Here is a 17,747-nt window from a genome sequence, read left to right as displayed (position 1 = left end):
AGACCCGACGTTGCGATCAGGCAGATAGCGCGCGGCGCCCCTTACGGCGCCGACTCGACACAATCGAGCGTCCGGCGCGGGTGCGCATGCGCAACCGGAAGCCATGCACGCGGGCTCGGCGCCGGTTGTTCGGCTGGAAGGTCCGCTTGCCCTTGGCCACGACGTTCTCCTCGTTGTGTCTCGCATTTCCATCCGGCCGGCCAGACTGTCTCGCTCAAGGTTCGTCTGCGGGTCGGTCGGAGGTAATCTTGCTGCTGGCCGGCGCGGTCCCCAGGCAGACCTGGGTCGCAGCCGCATCGCCGACTTTCGGGCGACTGTTTGAGGGTACTGACCAGGCTTCGCCTGGTCAAACCTGGCCTGCCCCAACGAACCCGCGCGGTCCCCGCCGAAAAACGCCACCCCGGCGGCAGGACCGCACCCCGGTCCGAACCGGCGACGAGCCGAACTAGGCCCAACGAACCCTAAACAACTCGATTGGAATGCAGCAGAACGGTTGGCAGCCGCACGGAAAACTGTTAGCTTCTGCCAGTGTCGTTTTAGACTGCAACGGCGCTCGACAACGAAGCGAGGATGGTGGATCGACTAGCTGCCTAGACGGCCTTGAAAAGGTTTTCTTCCAGCACGGAGATCGCGAGCCGTCGCCGGTAGGTTGTGGCTCGCATACGCTCATCCTGTCCACACCTGTGTATAACTATGTGGACAGTTGCTTTGTCCACCAGCGCGGTTGTACTTGGACCCGGGATGCTCGAGAACCAGGGGGATGCGTCGTTGACCGATGACCCCGGTTCAGGTTTCACGACCGTCTGGAACGCGGTCGTTTCGGAGCTCAACGGGGAATCCACCCCGGACGGCGTGGCCGCCAACCGCACAACGCTCATCACTCCCCTCACTCCCCAACAGCGGGCGTGGCTGAATCTGGTTCAGCCGCTGACCATCGTCGAGGGGTTCGCCCTCTTATCGGTGCCGAGCAGTTTCGTACAGAACGAAATCGAACGTCATCTCCGCGCCCCGATCACCGACGCCCTCAGCCGTCGCCTCGGGCAACAGATCCAGCTCGGGGTCCGCATCGCACCGCCCGACGACGACATCGACGACTCCCTGATCCCGCACGCCGAACCGTTCGCCCAATCCGAAGCACCGCTGCCGGACGACGACCCCATCGAAATCGATGAGCCCGACGAAAACGGCGAAATCAGCGACAGTGCACAGCAGAGTTGGCCGAACTATTTCACCGAGCGGCCGCACCCCACAGATCCGGCCGTCGCCGGCGGGACGAGCCTGAACCGGCGCTACACGTTCGATACGTTCGTCATCGGAGCTTCGAATCGCTTCGCGCATGCGGCGGCCCTGGCGATCGCCGAAGCGCCGGCGCGCGCCTACAACCCGTTGTTCATCTGGGGTGAGTCCGGCCTGGGCAAGACCCACCTGTTGCACGCCGCGGGCAACTACGCGCAGCGACTCTTCCCGGGGATGCGAGTGAAATACGTATCCACCGAGGAGTTCACCAACGACTTCATCAACTCGCTTCGCGACGACCGCAAGGTCGCCTTCAAGCGCAGCTACCGCGACGTCGACGTGCTGCTGGTCGACGACATCCAGTTCATCGAGGGCAAGGAAGGTATTCAGGAGGAGTTCTTCCATACCTTCAACACGCTGCACAACGCCAACAAGCAGATCGTCATCTCCTCCGACCGGCCGCCCAAGCAGCTCGCCACCCTCGAAGACCGCCTCCGGACGCGGTTCGAGTGGGGCCTGATCACCGACGTCCAGCCGCCCGAACTCGAGACCCGCATCGCCATCTTGCGCAAGAAAGCACAAATGGAGCGACTTGCGGTTCCCGACGACGTCCTCGAACTCATTGCCAGCAGCATCGAACGCAACATCCGCGAACTCGAGGGCGCCCTGATTCGGGTCACCGCGTTCGCCTCGTTGAACAAGACTCCGATCGATAAGGCGCTGGCCGAAATCGTGCTGCGTGACCTCATCGCCGACGCCAGCACGATGCAGATCAGCGCGGCAACAATCATGGCTGCCACCGCTGAGTACTTCGACACCACAGTGGAAGAACTCCGCGGGCCCGGCAAGACGCGCGCCCTGGCGCAGTCACGCCAGATCGCGATGTATCTCTGCCGCGAGCTCACCGACCTGTCGCTGCCCAAGATCGGACAGGCATTCGGGCGCGATCACACCACGGTGATGTACGCGCAGCGCAAGATCCTGTCCGAAATGGCCGAGCGTCGTGAGGTCTTCGATCACGTCAAAGAGCTCACCACCCGTATCCGCCAGCGCTCCAAGCGCTGACTCCGGGCCGCCCCGGCCGCCCGCCGGCACATTTTTTCCTAAAAACTTCCCACCCGCCTGTCACACCCGCCACACCCGCGCCTTGTGCGCAGGACTGTGCACAACACAATCAAACATCCGTGTACTACGGGACGCCGCGTGCACAACCGCCCTCGCTCCCCAATGGCCCAACACCGGACTCACAGTTATGCACCCCGTCATCCACAGCCCCATGCCCGCCCTAGCTGCGTCGAACCCCGGCTGTCCCCAGGATGCACAGGCCTTATTACTAGTACTGAGATCTCTTCGTCGTTTCTTCTTTGAAATACAGCGTTGGGGACGCTTGGTCGAACACCCCGCACGGATGCGCCGGTAACCACGCTTGTCAGGGTTCCCGATTAGCTTTCAAGATGGCCTCGGACGATCTACGGTTGTTCTTCGACTGCCGTTGCGGTCGTCGTTGGCACGACGTGTCAGTGGCGTTCGTCGCGGAGCCCCGTGCTAGCGGAGACGGCTAGCCACTGGACTTTAAAACTCTCGGTAGGTGAAGGGACGCTATGGACGCGGCGACGACAAGAGCTGGCCTCAGCGACTTGAAGTTTCGTTTGGTGCGGGAGTCCTTCGCCGACGCGGTGTCGTGGGTGGCGAAGAACCTGCCGACCCGGCCGGCGGTGCCGGTGCTCTCTGGAGTGTTGTTATCCGGGACCGATGCGGGCCTGACGATCTCCGGATTCGACTACGAAGTTTCCGCCGAAGCGCAGGTGGCAGCCGAAATAGCTTCTCCCGGAAGTGTTTTGGTTTCTGGAAGGTTGTTATCGGACATCACCCGCGCGCTGCCGAACAAGCCGGTCGACTTCTACGTCGACGGCAACCGCGTCGCGCTGAACTGCGGAAGTGCCCGATTCTCGCTGCCGACGATGGCGGTCGAGGATTACCCGACGCTGCCGGGCTTGCCGGAAGAGACCGGCGCATTGGCCGCGGATCTCTTCGCGGAGGCCATCAGCCAGGTGGCCATCGCGGCCGGCCGTGATGACACGTTGCCGATGTTGACCGGAATCCGGGTCGAGATCTCGGGCAACACGGTGGTTTTGGCCGCCACCGACAGGTTCCGGCTGGCGGTGCGCGAGCTGACTTGGTCAGCGTCGTCGCCCGACATCGAAGCCGCGGTGCTGGTGCCGGCGAAGACTTTGGCCGAGGCCGCCCGGGCGGGTGCCGACGGTTCCGAGGTTCGGTTGTCCTTGGGGGCCGGCAGCGGCGTTGGCAAGGACGGGTTGCTCGGCATCAGCGGCAACGGCAAGCGGAGCACGACGCGGCTGTTGGATGCGGAGTTCCCGAAGTTCCGTCAACTGTTGCCCGCCGAGCACACGGCGGTGGCGACCATCAACGTCGCCGAGCTGACCGAGGCGATCAAGCTGGTGGCGTTGGTCGCGGACCGGGGTGCCCAGGTGCGGATGGAATTCTCCGAAGGCTCGCTGCGGTTGTCTGCGGGTGCCGACGACGTGGGCCGCGCCGAAGAGGACCTCGCCGTCGACTTCGTGGGCGAGCCGTTGACGATCGCGTTCAACCCGACCTACCTCACCGACGGGCTGGCCGCGGTCCATTCCGAACGGGTGTCATTCGGTTTCACCACCCCCGGGAAGCCGGCGCTGCTGCGTCCGGCGTCGGGTGACGACAGTTCACCCACCGGCAGCGGACCCTTCGCGGCATTACCGACGGATTACGTCTACCTGCTGATGCCAGTTCGGTTGCCCGGATAGGTGTACGTCCGGCATTTGGGACTGCGCGATTTCCGGTCCTGGGCGCACGCCGACCTCGAATTGGAGCCGGGCCGGACGGTGTTTGTCGGTTCCAACGGGTTCGGTAAAACGAATCTCATTGAGGCGCTGTGGTTTTCGACCACGTTGGGGTCGCATCGGGTTGGCACCGATACCCCCCTGATCAGGGCGGGCGCCGAACGGGCTGTGGTGTCGACGATCGTCGTCAACGAGGGTCGAGAGTGCGCGATCGACCTGGAGATCGCGGCGGGGCGGGCTAATAAGGCGCGGCTCAATCGTTCGCCCGTGCGCAGCACGCGGGAGGTGATCGGCGTCTTGCGCGCCGTGCTTTTTGCTCCCGAAGACCTCGCCCTGGTCCGGGGGGATCCGTCGGAGCGGCGACGCTACCTCGATGATTTGGCGACGGTGCGGCGGCCGGCGGTCGCCGCGGTGCGGTCGGACTACGAGAAGGTGCTGCGCCAGCGTACGGCGCTGTTGAAATCCGCGGCCGGAATCCGGCACCGGGCTGACCGCAGTGCCCTGGACACCCTCGACGTGTGGGACAGCCGGTTGGCGGAACACGGCGCCGAGTTGATGGCCGCACGGATCGACCTGGTGAACGAGTTGGCACCCGAAGTGGAGAAGGCCTATCAACTGCTCGCGCCGGCCTCGCGGCCTGCCTCGATCGCCTACCGAACCAGCCTCGGGCCGCACGCCACAGCGGACGCGGCGGGAACCGATCGCGATTTCCTGGAAACCGCTTTGTTGGCGGCGCTGGCCGAGCGCCGTGCCGCGGAATTGGAGCGGGGCATGTCTCTGGTGGGCCCCCATCGCGACGATCTCGACCTCTGGCTCGGTGACCAACCCGCCAAAGGCTTTGCCAGCCATGGGGAATCATGGTCCTTCGCGGTGGCGCTGCGGCTGGCCTCCTACGAGTTGTTGCGCGCCGACGGCAGCGAACCGGTGCTCTTACTCGATGACGTATTCGCCGAACTCGATGCGGCCCGCCGTAGGGCGTTGGCGACGGTGGCGGAATCCGCGGAGCAGGTGTTGGTCACCGCCGCGGTGGTCGAGGACATTCCGGCGGACTGGGCCGCCAGGCAGATACCGATTGATTTGCGCGACGACGACCTCGGTCGGGTCTCGGTGGTGAGGTCATGACGGGCAGCGGCGACGAACAAGAATCGACGCCGGCCGACCCGGGCCTGCTGCGCGGCATCGACTTGGTTCGGCGCACGCTCGAGGAAGCCCGCGCCGCGGCCCGCGCGCAAGGCAAGGATGCCGGACGCGGCCGCGCGACCCCGGCGCCGAGCCGCCGCGTCGCGGGGCATCGCCGAAGCTGGTCGGGGCCCGGCCCGGACGCCCGCGATCCCCAGCCCCTCGGCCGTCTCGCCCGGGACTTGGCCAAGAAGCGCGGGTGGTCGGCGCAGGTGGCCGAAGGAACCGTGCTCGGAAACTGGGCGTCCGTGGTCGGTCAGCAGATCGCCGACCACGCGACGCCGACGGCGTTGAGCGACGGGGTCCTCAGCGTGGCCGCCGAATCGACCGCGTGGGCCACGCAATTGCGGATGATTCAGTCGCAACTGTTGGCCAAGATCGCCGCGGCCGTGGGCAACGGTGTGGTCACGCAGTTGAAAATCACCGGGCCCGTGGCGCCGTCGTGGCGCAAGGGGCCGCGCCACATCGCCGGAAGGGGCCCGCGCGACACCTACGGTTAACGGCGCGACCGGCGACGAACCATCCCCAGACACGGTTTCATCAACAGGCCGCTGAAAGCCGCCAGGACGACGTGAAGCGGGTTGACGCACGTCGGGACGCGGCGTCAACAGAGAAATCGCCCGCACGGCGCAGTTAGCTGGGTGGAAACGCGCCCAGAGAATCGGTGCGGGCGGCTCATCACGGTAGACTGGCTGCATGCGGCTGATGCGGTGACTGGAACCGCCCGCATGAAACCCCAAGGAGAGCATTCCGACCGTGGCTGCCCAGAAGAAGAAGGCGCAAGACGAATACGGCGCGTCAGCGATCACCGTGCTCGAGGGCCTGGAGGCCGTCCGCAAACGCCCCGGCATGTACATCGGGTCCACCGGTGAGCGCGGTCTGCACCACCTCATTTGGGAGGTGGTCGACAACTCGGTGGACGAGGCGATGGCCGGTTACGCCACCCGGGTCGATGTGCGGCTCCTCGACGACGGCAGCGTGGAGGTGGCCGACGACGGGCGCGGCATCCCGGTGGCCATGCACGCGACCGGCGCCCCAACCGTCGACGTGGTGATGACGCAGCTGCACGCCGGCGGCAAGTTCGGTGGCGAAAACAGCGGCTACACGGTTAGTGGTGGGTTGCACGGCGTCGGCGTGTCGGTGGTCAACGCGCTGTCCACCCGGCTGGAAGTCAACATCAAACGCGACGGCCACGAATGGTTCCAGTATTACGACCGTGCCGTGCCCGGCACCCTCAAGCAGGGTGAGTCGACCAAGAAGACCGGAACCACGATCAGGTTCTGGGCCGACCCTGAGATCTTCGAAACGCTGGAGTACGACTTCGAGACCGTCGCACGCCGCCTGCAGGAGATGGCGTTTCTGAACAAGGGCCTCACGATCAACCTCACCGACGAACGAGTCGAGCAGGACGAGGTCGTCGACGAAGTGGTCAGCGACACCGCCGAAGCGCCCAAGTCCGCGGAGGAGAAGGCGGCGGAAAACGCTGCGCCGCACAAGGTCAAGCACCGCACGTTCCACTACCCCGGCGGCCTGGTCGACTTCGTCAAGCACATCAATCGCACCAAGAGCCCGATCCAGCAGAGCGTCATCGACTTCGACGGAAAAGGCACCGGTCACGAGGTCGAAATCGCCATGCAATGGAACGGCGGCTACTCGGAGTCGGTCCACACCTTCGCCAACACCATCAACACCCATGAGGGCGGCACCCATGAAGAGGGCTTCCGCAGCGCCCTGACCTCGGTGGTGAACAAGTACGCCAAAGACAAGAAGTTGCTCAAGGAGAAGGACGCCAACCTCACCGGCGACGACATCCGGGAAGGCCTGGCGGCGGTCATCTCGGTCAAGGTCGCTGAGCCCCAGTTCGAGGGCCAGACCAAGACCAAACTGGGTAACACCGAGGTCAAATCGTTCGTGCAGAGGGTGTGCAACGAACAGTTGACGCACTGGTTCGAGGCCAACCCCTCTGAGGCGAAAACCGTTGTGAACAAGGCGGTTTCGTCGGCACAAGCGCGGATCGCAGCCCGCAAGGCGCGCGAGCTGGTGCGCCGCAAGAGCGCCACCGACCTCGGCGGGCTGCCCGGGAAGCTCGCGGACTGCCGCTCTACCGACCCGCGGAAATCCGAACTATATGTGGTGGAGGGCGATTCGGCGGGCGGCTCGGCGAAGAGTGGCCGCGACTCGATGTTCCAGGCGATCCTGCCGTTGCGAGGCAAGATCATCAACGTCGAAAAGGCGCGCATCGACCGGGTGCTGAAGAACACGGAGGTCCAGGCGATCATCACCGCGCTCGGCACCGGCATCCACGACGAATTCGACATCAGCAAGTTGCGCTACCACAAGATCGTGTTGATGGCCGACGCGGACGTCGACGGCCAGCACATCTCGACCCTGCTGCTGACGTTGCTGTTCCGCTTCATGCGGCCGCTGATCGAAAACGGGCACGTCTTCCTCGCGCAGCCGCCGCTGTACAAGCTGAAGTGGCAGCGGACCGACCCGGAGTTCGCCTACTCCGATCGCGAACGCGACGGCCTGCTCGAGGCCGGGCTCAAAGCCGGCAAGAAGATCAACAAAGAGGACGGCATCCAGCGCTACAAAGGCCTGGGTGAGATGGACGCGAAAGAATTGTGGGAGACCACGATGGACCCGTCGGTCCGGGTGCTGCGCCAGGTCACCCTGGACGACGCCGCGGCCGCCGACGAGTTGTTCTCGATCCTGATGGGCGAGGACGTCGACGCGCGCCGCAGCTTCATCACCCGCAACGCCAAAGACGTTCGCTTCCTGGATGTCTGACGTACTCGTCAGGCACGCCAACCCACAAAGGGGAATAGATGACTGACACCACGCTGCCACCCGGCGACGAGGCCGGCGACCGCATCGAACCGGTCGACATTCAGCAGGAGATGCAGCGCAGCTACATCGATTACGCGATGAGCGTGATCGTCGGGCGCGCGCTGCCAGAGGTGCGTGACGGGCTCAAGCCGGTACACCGCCGCGTGCTTTATGCGATGTACGACTCGGGCTTCCGCCCGGACCGCAGTCACGCCAAGTCGGCGCGCTCGGTCGCCGAGACGATGGGCAACTACCACCCCCACGGCGACGCGTCGATCTACGACACCCTGGTGCGGATGGCGCAGCCGTGGTCGCTGCGGTACCCACTGGTCGACGGTCAGGGTAACTTCGGCTCTCCGGGCAACGATCCACCAGCCGCGATGCGCTACACCGAGGCGCGGCTAACCCCGCTTGCCATGGAGATGCTGCGTGAAATCGACGAGGAGACAGTCGATTTCATCCCGAACTACGACGGCCGGGTGCAGGAGCCGACCGTGCTGCCCAGCCGGTTCCCCAACCTGCTGGCCAACGGCTCCGGCGGCATCGCGGTCGGGATGGCGACCAACATCCCGCCACACAACTTGCGCGAGCTCGCCGAGGCCGTCTACTGGTGCCTGGACAACCACGAGGCCGACGAAGAAGCCACCCTGGCCGCAGTCTGCGAGCGGGTCAAGGGCCCGGACTTCCCCACCCACGGTCTGATCGTCGGGTCGCAGGGCATCCACGATGCCTACACCACCGGTCGGGGATCGATCCGGATGCGCGGAGTCGTTGAGATAGAAGAAGATTCGCGGGGCCGCACCTCGATCGTCATCACCGAGTTGCCCTATCAGGTCAACCACGACAACTTCATCACGTCGATCGCAGAGCAGGTCCGCGACGGCAGGCTTACCGGAATCGCCAACATCGAGGACCAGTCCAGCGATCGGGTCGGCCTGCGCATCGTCGTCGAGATCAAGCGCGACGCGGTGGCCAAGGTGGTGCTGAACAACCTCTACAAGCACACCCAGCTGCAAACCAGCTTCGGCGCCAACATGTTGTCGATCGTCGACGGGGTGCCGCGCACGTTGCGGCTGGACCAGATGATCCGCTACTACGTCGCGCACCAACTCGACGTCATCGTCCGGCGCACCACCTACCGGCTGCGCAAGGCCAACGAACGCGCCCACATCCTGCGCGGTCTGGTCAAGGCGCTCGACGCGCTGGACGAGGTCATCGCGCTGATCCGGGCGTCGGAAACCGTCGACATCGCCCGGGCCGGACTTATCGAGCTGCTCGACATCGATGAGATCCAGGCCCAGGCCATCCTCGACATGCAGTTGCGCCGCCTGGCCGCTCTGGAGCGCCAGCGCATCATCGACGACCTGGCCAAGATCGAGGCCGAGATCGCCGACCTGGAAGACATCCTGGCCAAGCCGGAACGGCAGCGCGGGATCGTTCACGACGAGCTCGCCGAGATCGTCGACAAGCACGGCGACGATCGGCGGACCCGGATCATCGCGGCCGACGGTGACGTCAACGATGAGGACCTGATCGCCCGCGAAGAGGTCGTCGTCACCATCACCGAGACCGGTTATGCCAAGCGAACCAAGTCCGACCTCTACCGCAGCCAGAAGCGCGGCGGCAAGGGCGTGCAGGGCGCCGGTCTCAAGCAGGACGACATCGTCAAGCACTTCTTCGTCAGCTCGACGCACGACTGGATCCTGTTTTTCACCACGCAGGGCCGGGTCTATCGCGCCAAGGCGTACGAACTGCCCGAGGCGTCCAGGACGGCGCGCGGTCAGCACGTGGCGAACCTGCTGGCCTTCCAGCCCGAGGAGCGCATCGCCCAGGTCATCCAGATCCGAAGTTACGAGGACGCCCCGTACCTGGTGCTGGCCACGCGCAACGGCCTGGTCAAGAAGACCAAGCTGACCGACTTCGACTCGAACCGATCGGGTGGAATCGTCGCGATCAACCTGCGCGACAACGACGAGCTCGTCGGCGCGGTGCTGTGCTCGTCGGACGAGGACCTGCTGCTGGTATCGGCCAACGGCCAATCCATCCGGTTCTCGGCGACCGACGAGGCGCTGCGCCCGATGGGCCGCGCCACCTCCGGCGTCCAGGGCATGCGGTTCAACACCGACGATTACCTGTTGTCGCTCAACGTGGTTCGCGAGGGCACGTACCTATTGGTGGCGACGTCCGGCGGCTACGCCAAGCGCACCGCGATCGAGGAGTATCCGGTGCAGGGCCGCGGCGGCAAGGGCGTGCTGACGGTGATGTACGACCGGCGGCGCGGCAAGCTGGTGGGCGCGCTGATCGTCGACGAAGACAGCGAGCTCTACGCCATCACCTCCGGCGGCGGGGTAATCCGCACGGCGGCGAGGCAGGTCCGTAAGGCGGGACGGCAGACCAAGGGTGTTCGCCTGATGAACCTGGGCGAGGACAACACGCTGCTGGCCATCGCGCGCAACGCCGAGGAGAACGCGGACGAAGTCGTCGACGAAGCGGAAGGCGCCGCGGACGCAGACGGCTAGTCGTTGACAATCCGCGCGGTCCGACGAACGGCCGGGCAATTAGACTCGGCCCGACCGGACAAAATGCGACGCCCCCGCGGCCGTGGCAGGAGAGCTAAGGAGTCGGGGTGACCTCACCGAACGAGCCGGGCGCCCCCAAACAGGGCGATGGCCTTAATGGGGATGGCTCGGCCGAGCGTGCCGGCGCCCACCGCGCGACGCCGCCCGCACCGGCCGGCCGCGCTCCGGACGCCGGGGACTCACCGCCGTGGCAGCGTGGCGGTCCCCGGCCCCCGCAGGCGCCGCAACGGCAGACCGAGCCGCCCACCGAGGCGCGCCAGTCCGGCCCGCCCAGTGGTGTCGAGGCGCGGCTCAACCGGTTCATCTCCGGCACCGCGGCCCCCGGCGCACCCGCGCAGGGCAAAAACCCGCCGCACGACAACGACGCCCCGCAGGGGCGTGGCGACGGGCCGCCGGCGGAGGCTTACGCCAGCGAGTTGCCCGACCTGTCCGGCCCGATTCCGCGGGGCCCCCAGCGCAAAGCGTCACCCGACCGCGCGCCGGAGCCGTCGACCCAGGCGGGATCCGGCCGGTCGTCGGCCACGGAAAACCGGGAGGGCCGCGAGACCCGCGAGAGCCGCACCCAGGTGTCGCGGCGACCGCGCGGGCCCGTGCGGGCCAGCATGCAGATCCGCCGGATCGATCCGTGGAGCACGCTGAAGGTCTCGCTGTTGCTCTCGGTCGCGTTGTTCTTCGTCTGGATGATCGCCGTGGCGTTCCTGTATCTCGTCCTCGGCGGCATGGGCGTGTGGTCGAAGCTGAACAGCAACGTCGGCGACCTGCTGAACAACACCAGCGGCAGCAGCGGCGAACTGGTCTCCAGCGGCACCATCTTCGGCGGGGCCGTGTTGATCGGCCTGGTCAACATCGTGTTGTTGACGGCGATGGCCACCATCGCCGCGTTCGTCTACAACCTGACCACCGATCTGATCGGCGGCATCGAGGTGACGTTGGCCGACCGCGACTAGCGTTTTTGGGGGTCGGGCGGCAATTGCGGTAATCTCGTCGCTCGGCCGTACGCGTGTACGGGCCTATAGCTCAGGCGGTTAGAGCGCTTCGCTGATAACGAAGAGGTCGGAGGTTCGAGTCCTCCTAGGCCCACAACCATGTGCCCATCAAGACGTTGCGTAAGACTTGCCCTGCCAATCACACTGATCGCTGTGGTGGCGGCGGTGGCGTGGTCCCGACGCGGGGTCGAGATCTGGCACGTGGCGGTGGACGACACCACGGGTCAGCCACCACCCGAGCCCGGCGAGGGGCCTTAGCTCAGTTGGTAGAGCACCGCCTTTGCAAGGCGGGTGTCAGGGGTTCGATTCCCCTAGGCTCCACAAATCGTGGGCGCGCCGACGTGCGTCCACGCCGCCGGGAACAGCCAACGGAAACGGTTGGCGTAACTCGCGACCCGCCCGAATTTGGCGCGGGTTTTGCGTCCCGGATCGATAGCTATCCCGCTAGTGTGTAAGCACTGATCGCGTGCCGAATAAGTCGCAGCCGCAGCGAAAGCGGTTGACCTGCGAGAAAGCCCACCGCCAAACCACACACCCTCGATATCGACGTCGCAGTAGGCAGCCCCACAACCCGACAGTTGCTATCGCGCGATAGGCAGCCGACAGCGCGACTCCGCCTTTGCTGTGAGGAGGAAACGGCTTTGTTCGGGCCAATATCAAGGGCGCGTGTGCGGGGCGGGCTATGTCTTCGCACCCGGTAGCCACTCCCGTCGCGGTCATCGGCATGGCTTGCCGCCTGCCCGGAGGCATCGATTCTCCAGAACAGTTGTGGGAGGCCTTGCTCCGCGGCGATGACCTGGTCACCGAAATTCCACCCGAGCGGTGGGACGCCGACGAGTTCTACGATCCCCAGCCCGGTGTGCCCGGTCGGTCCGTCTGCAAATGGGGCGCGTTTCTGGACGACGTCGCCGGCTTCGACCCGGAGTTCTTCGGCATCACCGACAACGAGGCGACCGCGATGGACCCGCAGCACCGCCTGCTGCTGGAAACCTCGTGGGAGGCCATGGAGCACGGCGGCCTGACCCGAGAGACGCTGGCCGGTTCCCGCACCGGCGTCTTCATGGGACTGATGCACGACGACTACCAATTGGTGCACGCGGACGCCAACGCCCTGGAGGGCCCGTACGGCTACCTGGGCAATAGCTTCGCCATGGGCTCCGGACGCGTTGCCTACACGATGGGGCTACGCGGTCCGGCGATGACGGTGGATACCGCCTGCTCGTCGGGGCTTGCGGCGGTGCATATGGCGTGCCGCAGCCTGCATGACGGCGAAAGCGAGCTCGCATTGGCGGGCGGCGCCTCGGTGTCGTTCGAACCGCGTAAGTCCTGCTCGGGTTCCGCCATCGGAATGCTGTCTGCCACGGGACGCTGCCGCGCCTTCGACGTCGGCGCCGACGGGTTCGTGGCCGGCGAGGGCTGCGTCGTCTTGTTGCTCAAACGGTTGGCGGATGCCTTGCGCGCGGGCGACCGAATCTTGGCTGTGCTCCGCGGCACCGCGGCAAACCAGGATGGCCACACGGCGAACATCGTGACGCCGTCACGGGCCGCACAGGTCGAGGCCTATCGGGCCGCCCTGGCGGCGGCGGACGTGGACGCCCGCACCGTCGGCATGGTGGAAGCACACGGTCCCGGAACGCCGGTGGGTGACCCCGTCGAATACGCCAGCCTGGCGGAGGTGTACGGCGCGGACGGGCCGTGCGCGCTCGCATCCATCAAGACCAACTTCGGGCACACCCAGTCGGCCGCCGGAGCCCTCGGCCTGATGAAAGCCGTTCTCGCGCTGCAACACGGGGTGGTCCCGCGCAACCTGCACTTCACCCAATTACCCGACGAACTGCCCCGTATCAAGACCAATCTCTTTGTGCCGCAGGCTAATACACCGTGGCCCAGCCAGCACGGACCGCGCCGGGCGGCGGTGTCGTCGTACGGGTTCTCGGGGACCAATGTGCATGCGATCGTGGAGCAAGCACCGGTCACATCGGGCGCCCCGCCGACTCCCCCGGCGATCGATGGCCCGCTGCTCTTCCCGCTGTCCGCCACGTCGGCAGACGGGCTGCGGCGCACCGCCGGACGGCTCGCGGACTGGGTCGAAAAACACGCTCCCGGGCTCGCCGCATCGGACCTGGCGTACACGCTCGCCCGGCGGAGGGCGCACCGGACGGTGCGCACCGCGGTCATCGCCGGCACGCTCGACGAGCTGACCACGGGGCTGCGGGGGGTCGCCGCCGGCGACTTCCCTTATCAGCCGGCGGTCGGGCAGGACGACCGAGGACCGGTCTGGTTGTTTTCCGGCCAGGGCTCGCAGTGGGCGGCGATGGGCGCGGAGTTGCTCACTACCGAACCGGTGTTCGCCGCGACGGTCGCGACGGTGGAGCCGCTGATCGCCCGGGAATCGGGTTTCTCAGTCACCCAGGCGATTTCGACACCCGCCACGGTGACCGGGATCGACCGGATCCAGCCGGCGTTGTTCGCCATGCAGGTCGCGCTGGCGGCCACGATGAGGGGCTACGGGGTGCGGCCGGGCGCCGTGATCGGCCACTCGATGGGCGAGGCCGCGGCCGCGGTCGTGGCCGGGGCGTTGTCGCTGGAGGACGGCGTCCGCGTGATCTGCCGCCGCTCCCGGCTGATGTCGACAATCGCCGGCTCCGGCGCAATGGCGTCGGTGGAACTGCCGGCCGAGCAGGTCCTTTTGGAACTCATGGCCCGGGGTGTCGACGACGTCGTGCTGGCGGTGGTGGCCTCACCGCAGTCGACGGTGGTCGGCGGCGCCGCGCAGGCCGTGCGCGACCTGGTCACCGCGTGGGAGCAACGCGACGTGCCTGCGCGCGAGATCGCCGTCGACGTGGCATCGCACTCCCCGCAGGTGGATCCGATCCTCGACGAGCTGTCCGACGCCCTCGCAGAGGTCGACCCCAGGACACCCGACGTACCCTTCTACTCCGCGACCGCATTCGACCCGCGCGAGCAGCCCGTGTGTGACGCCTGGTATTGGTCGGACAATCTGCGCCACATGGTGCGTTTCGCGGCCGCCGTGCAGGCGGCGTTGGAGGACGGCCACCGCGTGTTCGCGGAGTTGGCGCCGCATCCGCTACTCACCCATGCGGTCGAACAGACCGCGGCCAGCCTCGGTATGCCGCTGGCCGCCCTCAGCGCCATGCGCCGAGAGCAGGAACTCCCGCACGGGCTGCGCGGCTTTCTGGCGGATCTGCACGATGCCGGCGCGGCCGTCGACTTCTCGGTGCTCTATCCGGGCGGCCAACTGGTGGACGTTCCGCTCCCGACGTGGAGCCACCGCCGACTGCTGCTGAACCGCGACGGTCAGGATTCGCGGGCACGCGGCGCCTGGACCGTCCCGGTGCACCCGCTGATGGGGCCACATGTGCGGCTGCCCGAGGAACCCGAGCGCCACGTCTGGCAGGGCGAGGTTGGAACCGTGGCGCAGCCCTGGCTGGGCGACCACCGCATCCACCACGTGGCCGTTCTCCCGGGGGCGGCGTACTGCGAGATGGCGTTGGCCGCGGCTCGCACGATCTTCGGTGAGAAGTCGGAGGTTCGCGACATCGCATTCGAGGCGACGCTGCTGTTGGACGACGAGACTCCAGTGTGCGCGGACGCGTCGATGACCGCGCCCGGCGTCGCCGGTTTCGTGGTGCAGAGCTTTCAGCAGCGCAAGCCGATTCGGCGGGCGACGGCGGTGCTGCGGGCGGGAGGACGGGAGGACCGCCCGGCGGCTTACGACATCGCAGGCCTGCTCGCGGCCCACTCGTGCCGGCTGGACGGGGTCGAGCTGCGGAACCAGTTCGACGACCACGGTTTGCAGTATGGCGCGGCCTTCGCCGGACTGGCCGCGGCGCACAGCGCGGGCGAGGGCGCCGCCACGGTGCTGGCGGAGGTCGCGCTGCCCGGTGCCATCCGCTCGCAACACAGCGCCTACGGCGTCCACCCCGCGCTGCTTGACGCGTGCTTTCAATCGGTTGCGGCGCACCCCGCGGCCCGAGTCGCGGGCAGCGCCGGGCTGCTGTTACCGCTTCGCGTCCGCGGTATCCGGCTCTACGCCGAGACCCGCGGAGCGCGGTACTGCTACACGACGGTGTCAACCGCCGACGGGGCCGGCGTTGAGGCCGACCTCGAGGTGCTTGACGAACAAGGGACCGTGCTGCTGGCCGTGGACGGACTGCAAGTCAGCACCGGAGCCGCCGAGGGTGCCCATCGCGATCGCGTGCTGAACGAACGACTGCTGACCATCGAGTGGACACAGCGAACACTGCCCGATGTGGAACACCTGGGCCGGGAATCATGCTTGCTGATCAGCACTTCCGCCACGGCGGACGTGATGGCGACCAGCCTGGCCGATGCGGTGAAGTCCGCGGGCACCGAATGCGCGACCATGACATGGCCGCAGCACTGCGACCATTTGTCCAACTCCGAAACCCTGGGCTCGCACCTTGGTGTCGGCAGTGTCCGCCGGGTGGTCATCCTGACCGGGCCGAAAAACGGCAACCCCGATGAGGAGTGCGCCCAGCGTGGCGGGGACTATGTCCGTCATCTCACGCGAATTGCCAGGCATATCACCAAGATCGACCAAGAGCCGCCGCGTCTCTATGTCGTGACGCGCAATGCCCAGGCCGTTGTGCCGGGGGACGTGAACAACCTGGAGCAGGCCGGGCTACGCGGCCTGGTGCGAGCTATCGGCACCGAATATCCGCACCTGCGCCCAACGCTGATCGACACGGACGAGGAGACCGACGCCGAGCAACTGGCCAGACAACTGTTGGGGCCTTCAGACGAGGACGAGACGGCCTGGCGGAACGGTCGGTGGCACACCGCCCGCGTGGCCCCCGGGCCGCTGAGGCCTGAGGAGCGGCGTACCGGCGTGGCGGATCACCCCGATGACGGGATGCGCATGCGGATCCGCACGCCCGGCGATTTGGAAACGCTGGAACTGGCGGCGTTTGAACGATTCCCGCCGGGGCGGGGGGAGATTGAGGTCGCGGTCACCGCATCCAGCATCAACTTCTCCGACGTTCTGGTCGCAGCAGGCGGGCAGGCCGGTGGTAACGGCGATGCAGCACGCCTCGGGACGGACTTCGCGGGCGTCGTGACCGCCGTGGGTCCCGACGTCTCCACCCATCGGGTGGGTGACCACGTCGGCGGGTTCTCTGAAAGTGGTTGCTGGGCAACGTTCGTCACCTGCGACGCCCGCCTGGCTGCGACACTGCCGCCGGGCCTCACCGACGACCGGGCGGCTGCGGTGACCACTCCGCACACGATCGCCTGGTACGCCTTGCACGAGCAGGCAAGGATCGCCAACGGCGAACGGGTGTTGATCCATTCCGCCGCGGGCGGCGTAGGGCGGGCAGCGATCGCGATCGCCCGCGCCGCGGGAGCCGAAATCTTCGCCACCGCCGGAAGCGAGGAACGGCGGGAGTTGTTGCGCGACATCGGAATCAACCACGTCTATGACTCCCGCGGTGTCGAGTTCGCGGAACAGATCCGCCGCGACACCGACGGATATGGTGTCGACATCGTGCTCAACTCGCTGTCGGGCGCGGCGCAACGTGCCAGCCTGGAGGTGTTGGCCGCCGGCGGACGATTCGTGGAGATCGGTAAGCGGGATGTCGATGCGAATACCAGGGTGGAGCTCTTTCCATTCCGGCGAAACCACACGTTCCACTACGTCGATCTGGCGTTGATGTCGCAGAGCCATCCAAAGCGAGTGGGCGGGTTGCTGGACACCGTGTACCGCCTTGTCGCACAGGGTGAGCTGCCGACACCGGACATCACCCACCACGCGCTCGGCGATGCCGCCGCGGCCCTCCGAGCGAAAAGCGAGGCCGAGCATACGGGCAGGGTCCTCCTCGATGTGCCGCAGACCGGGAGCTCAGTACGATGCGGCCGCAGCCGGCCGCGGCCATCCTTTCGGCGAGGAAGAGCCCGATGCCGCCCAGGCCACCGGTAATGATGTAGGAGCCGTCGTTCCGGAAGGTCCGGGCTTGACCGGGTGGTACGACGACGTTGGTGTGACCGGTCTGCGGCACATCGAGGAGGACCCTGCCCGTATGCTCGGCCTCGCTTTTCGCTCGGAGGGCCGCGGCGGCATC

General features: G+C 66.6%; 9 protein-coding genes, 2 tRNA genes and 1 pseudogene. 10 read left to right on the top strand and 2 right to left on the bottom strand.

All coding sequences use genetic code 11. The annotated features are described in order from the left end of the window. Positions 1–16: 16 nt before the first annotated feature. Positions 17–160: a 50S ribosomal protein L34 gene (rpmH, locus tag A9X03_RS28195; RefSeq protein WP_073880743.1), complete on the bottom strand. Its 144-nt coding sequence runs from the start codon at positions 158–160 to the stop codon at positions 17–19. 608 nt (positions 161–768) lie between these two features. Between rpmH and dnaA the strand changes: the two genes are divergently transcribed. The 10 genes from dnaA to A9X03_RS05140 all read left to right on the top strand — a co-directional run bounded on the left by dnaA (position 769) and on the right by A9X03_RS05140 (position 17,605). Further along, on the top strand, positions 769–2,301 hold the full coding sequence (dnaA, locus tag A9X03_RS05185) for a chromosomal replication initiator protein DnaA (protein WP_068260006.1): 1,533 nt from the start codon (positions 769–771) through the stop codon (positions 2,299–2,301). Between the two features lie 536 nt (positions 2,302–2,837). Continuing rightward, complete coding sequence (gene dnaN / locus A9X03_RS05180) at positions 2,838–4,037, top strand: DNA polymerase III subunit beta (protein ID WP_067756308.1); 1,200 nt, start codon at positions 2,838–2,840, stop codon at positions 4,035–4,037. Further along, positions 4,038–5,195 (top strand): DNA replication/repair protein RecF, encoded by a 1,158-nt coding sequence (gene recF / locus A9X03_RS05175; RefSeq protein ID WP_068259962.1) that lies wholly within the window; start codon positions 4,038–4,040, stop codon positions 5,193–5,195. It abuts the gene before it with no gap. After that, positions 5,192–5,752, top strand: a complete 561-nt coding sequence (locus tag A9X03_RS05170; protein ID WP_067756303.1) for a DUF721 family protein — start codon at positions 5,192–5,194, stop codon at positions 5,750–5,752. Before recF ends, A9X03_RS05170 begins: the two co-directional genes overlap by 4 nt. Positions 5,753–6,008: 256 nt before the next feature. Further along, complete coding sequence (gene gyrB, locus A9X03_RS05165; RefSeq protein WP_067779105.1) at positions 6,009–8,042, top strand: DNA topoisomerase (ATP-hydrolyzing) subunit B; 2,034 nt, start codon at positions 6,009–6,011, stop codon at positions 8,040–8,042. A 38-nt stretch (positions 8,043–8,080) separates the two neighbouring features. Next, a complete protein-coding gene (gene gyrA, locus A9X03_RS05160) occupies positions 8,081–10,600 on the top strand; it encodes a DNA gyrase subunit A (protein WP_067756296.1) in 2,520 nt (839 codons plus the stop codon). A gap of 107 nt (positions 10,601–10,707) precedes the next feature. Next, positions 10,708–11,607 carry a DUF3566 domain-containing protein gene (locus A9X03_RS05155; protein ID WP_067756293.1) on the top strand — a complete coding sequence of 300 codons (900 nt, stop codon included), beginning with the start codon at positions 10,708–10,710 and terminating at the stop codon, positions 11,605–11,607. 59 nt (positions 11,608–11,666) lie between these two features. Then, positions 11,667–11,740: transfer RNA gene (locus A9X03_RS05150), tRNA-Ile, on the top strand. 154 nt (positions 11,741–11,894) lie between these two features. Continuing rightward, positions 11,895–11,967, top strand: a tRNA-Ala gene (locus A9X03_RS05145). Positions 11,968–12,328: 361 nt separating this feature from the next. After that, positions 12,329–17,605 (top strand): type I polyketide synthase, encoded by a 5,277-nt coding sequence (locus A9X03_RS05140; RefSeq protein WP_082974425.1) that lies wholly within the window; start codon positions 12,329–12,331, stop codon positions 17,603–17,605. On the opposite strand, the pseudogene A9X03_RS30775 reads toward A9X03_RS05140, so the two are convergent. After that, positions 17,559–17,684: pseudogene (locus A9X03_RS30775) on the bottom strand (hypothetical protein); the annotation flags it as partial. The gene A9X03_RS05140 and the pseudogene A9X03_RS30775 overlap by 47 nt on opposite strands. Between the last annotated feature and the right edge of the window lie 63 nt (positions 17,685–17,747).

The organism is Mycobacterium sp. E1715 (assembly GCF_001667625.1).
In the GTDB taxonomy this organism is placed as follows: Bacteria; Actinomycetota; Actinomycetes; order Mycobacteriales; family Mycobacteriaceae; genus Mycobacterium.
Note: the sequence above shows the minus strand (reverse complement) of the source record. Positions and strands in the feature narration are given on the sequence as shown.

Bases quoted from the DNA above. Each gene is read 5' to 3' on its own strand.
- A9X03_RS05140 (WP_082974425.1), top strand. From the start codon at position 12,329: ATGTCTTCGCACCCGGTAGCCACTCCCGTCGCGGTCATCGGCATGGCT.
- A9X03_RS05170 (WP_067756303.1), top strand. From the start codon at position 5,192: ATGACGGGCAGCGGCGACGAACAAGAATCGACGCCGGCCGACCCGGGC.
- dnaN (WP_067756308.1), top strand. From the start codon at position 2,838: ATGGACGCGGCGACGACAAGAGCTGGCCTCAGCGACTTGAAGTTTCGT.
- gyrA (WP_067756296.1), top strand. From the start codon at position 8,081: ATGACTGACACCACGCTGCCACCCGGCGACGAGGCCGGCGACCGCATC.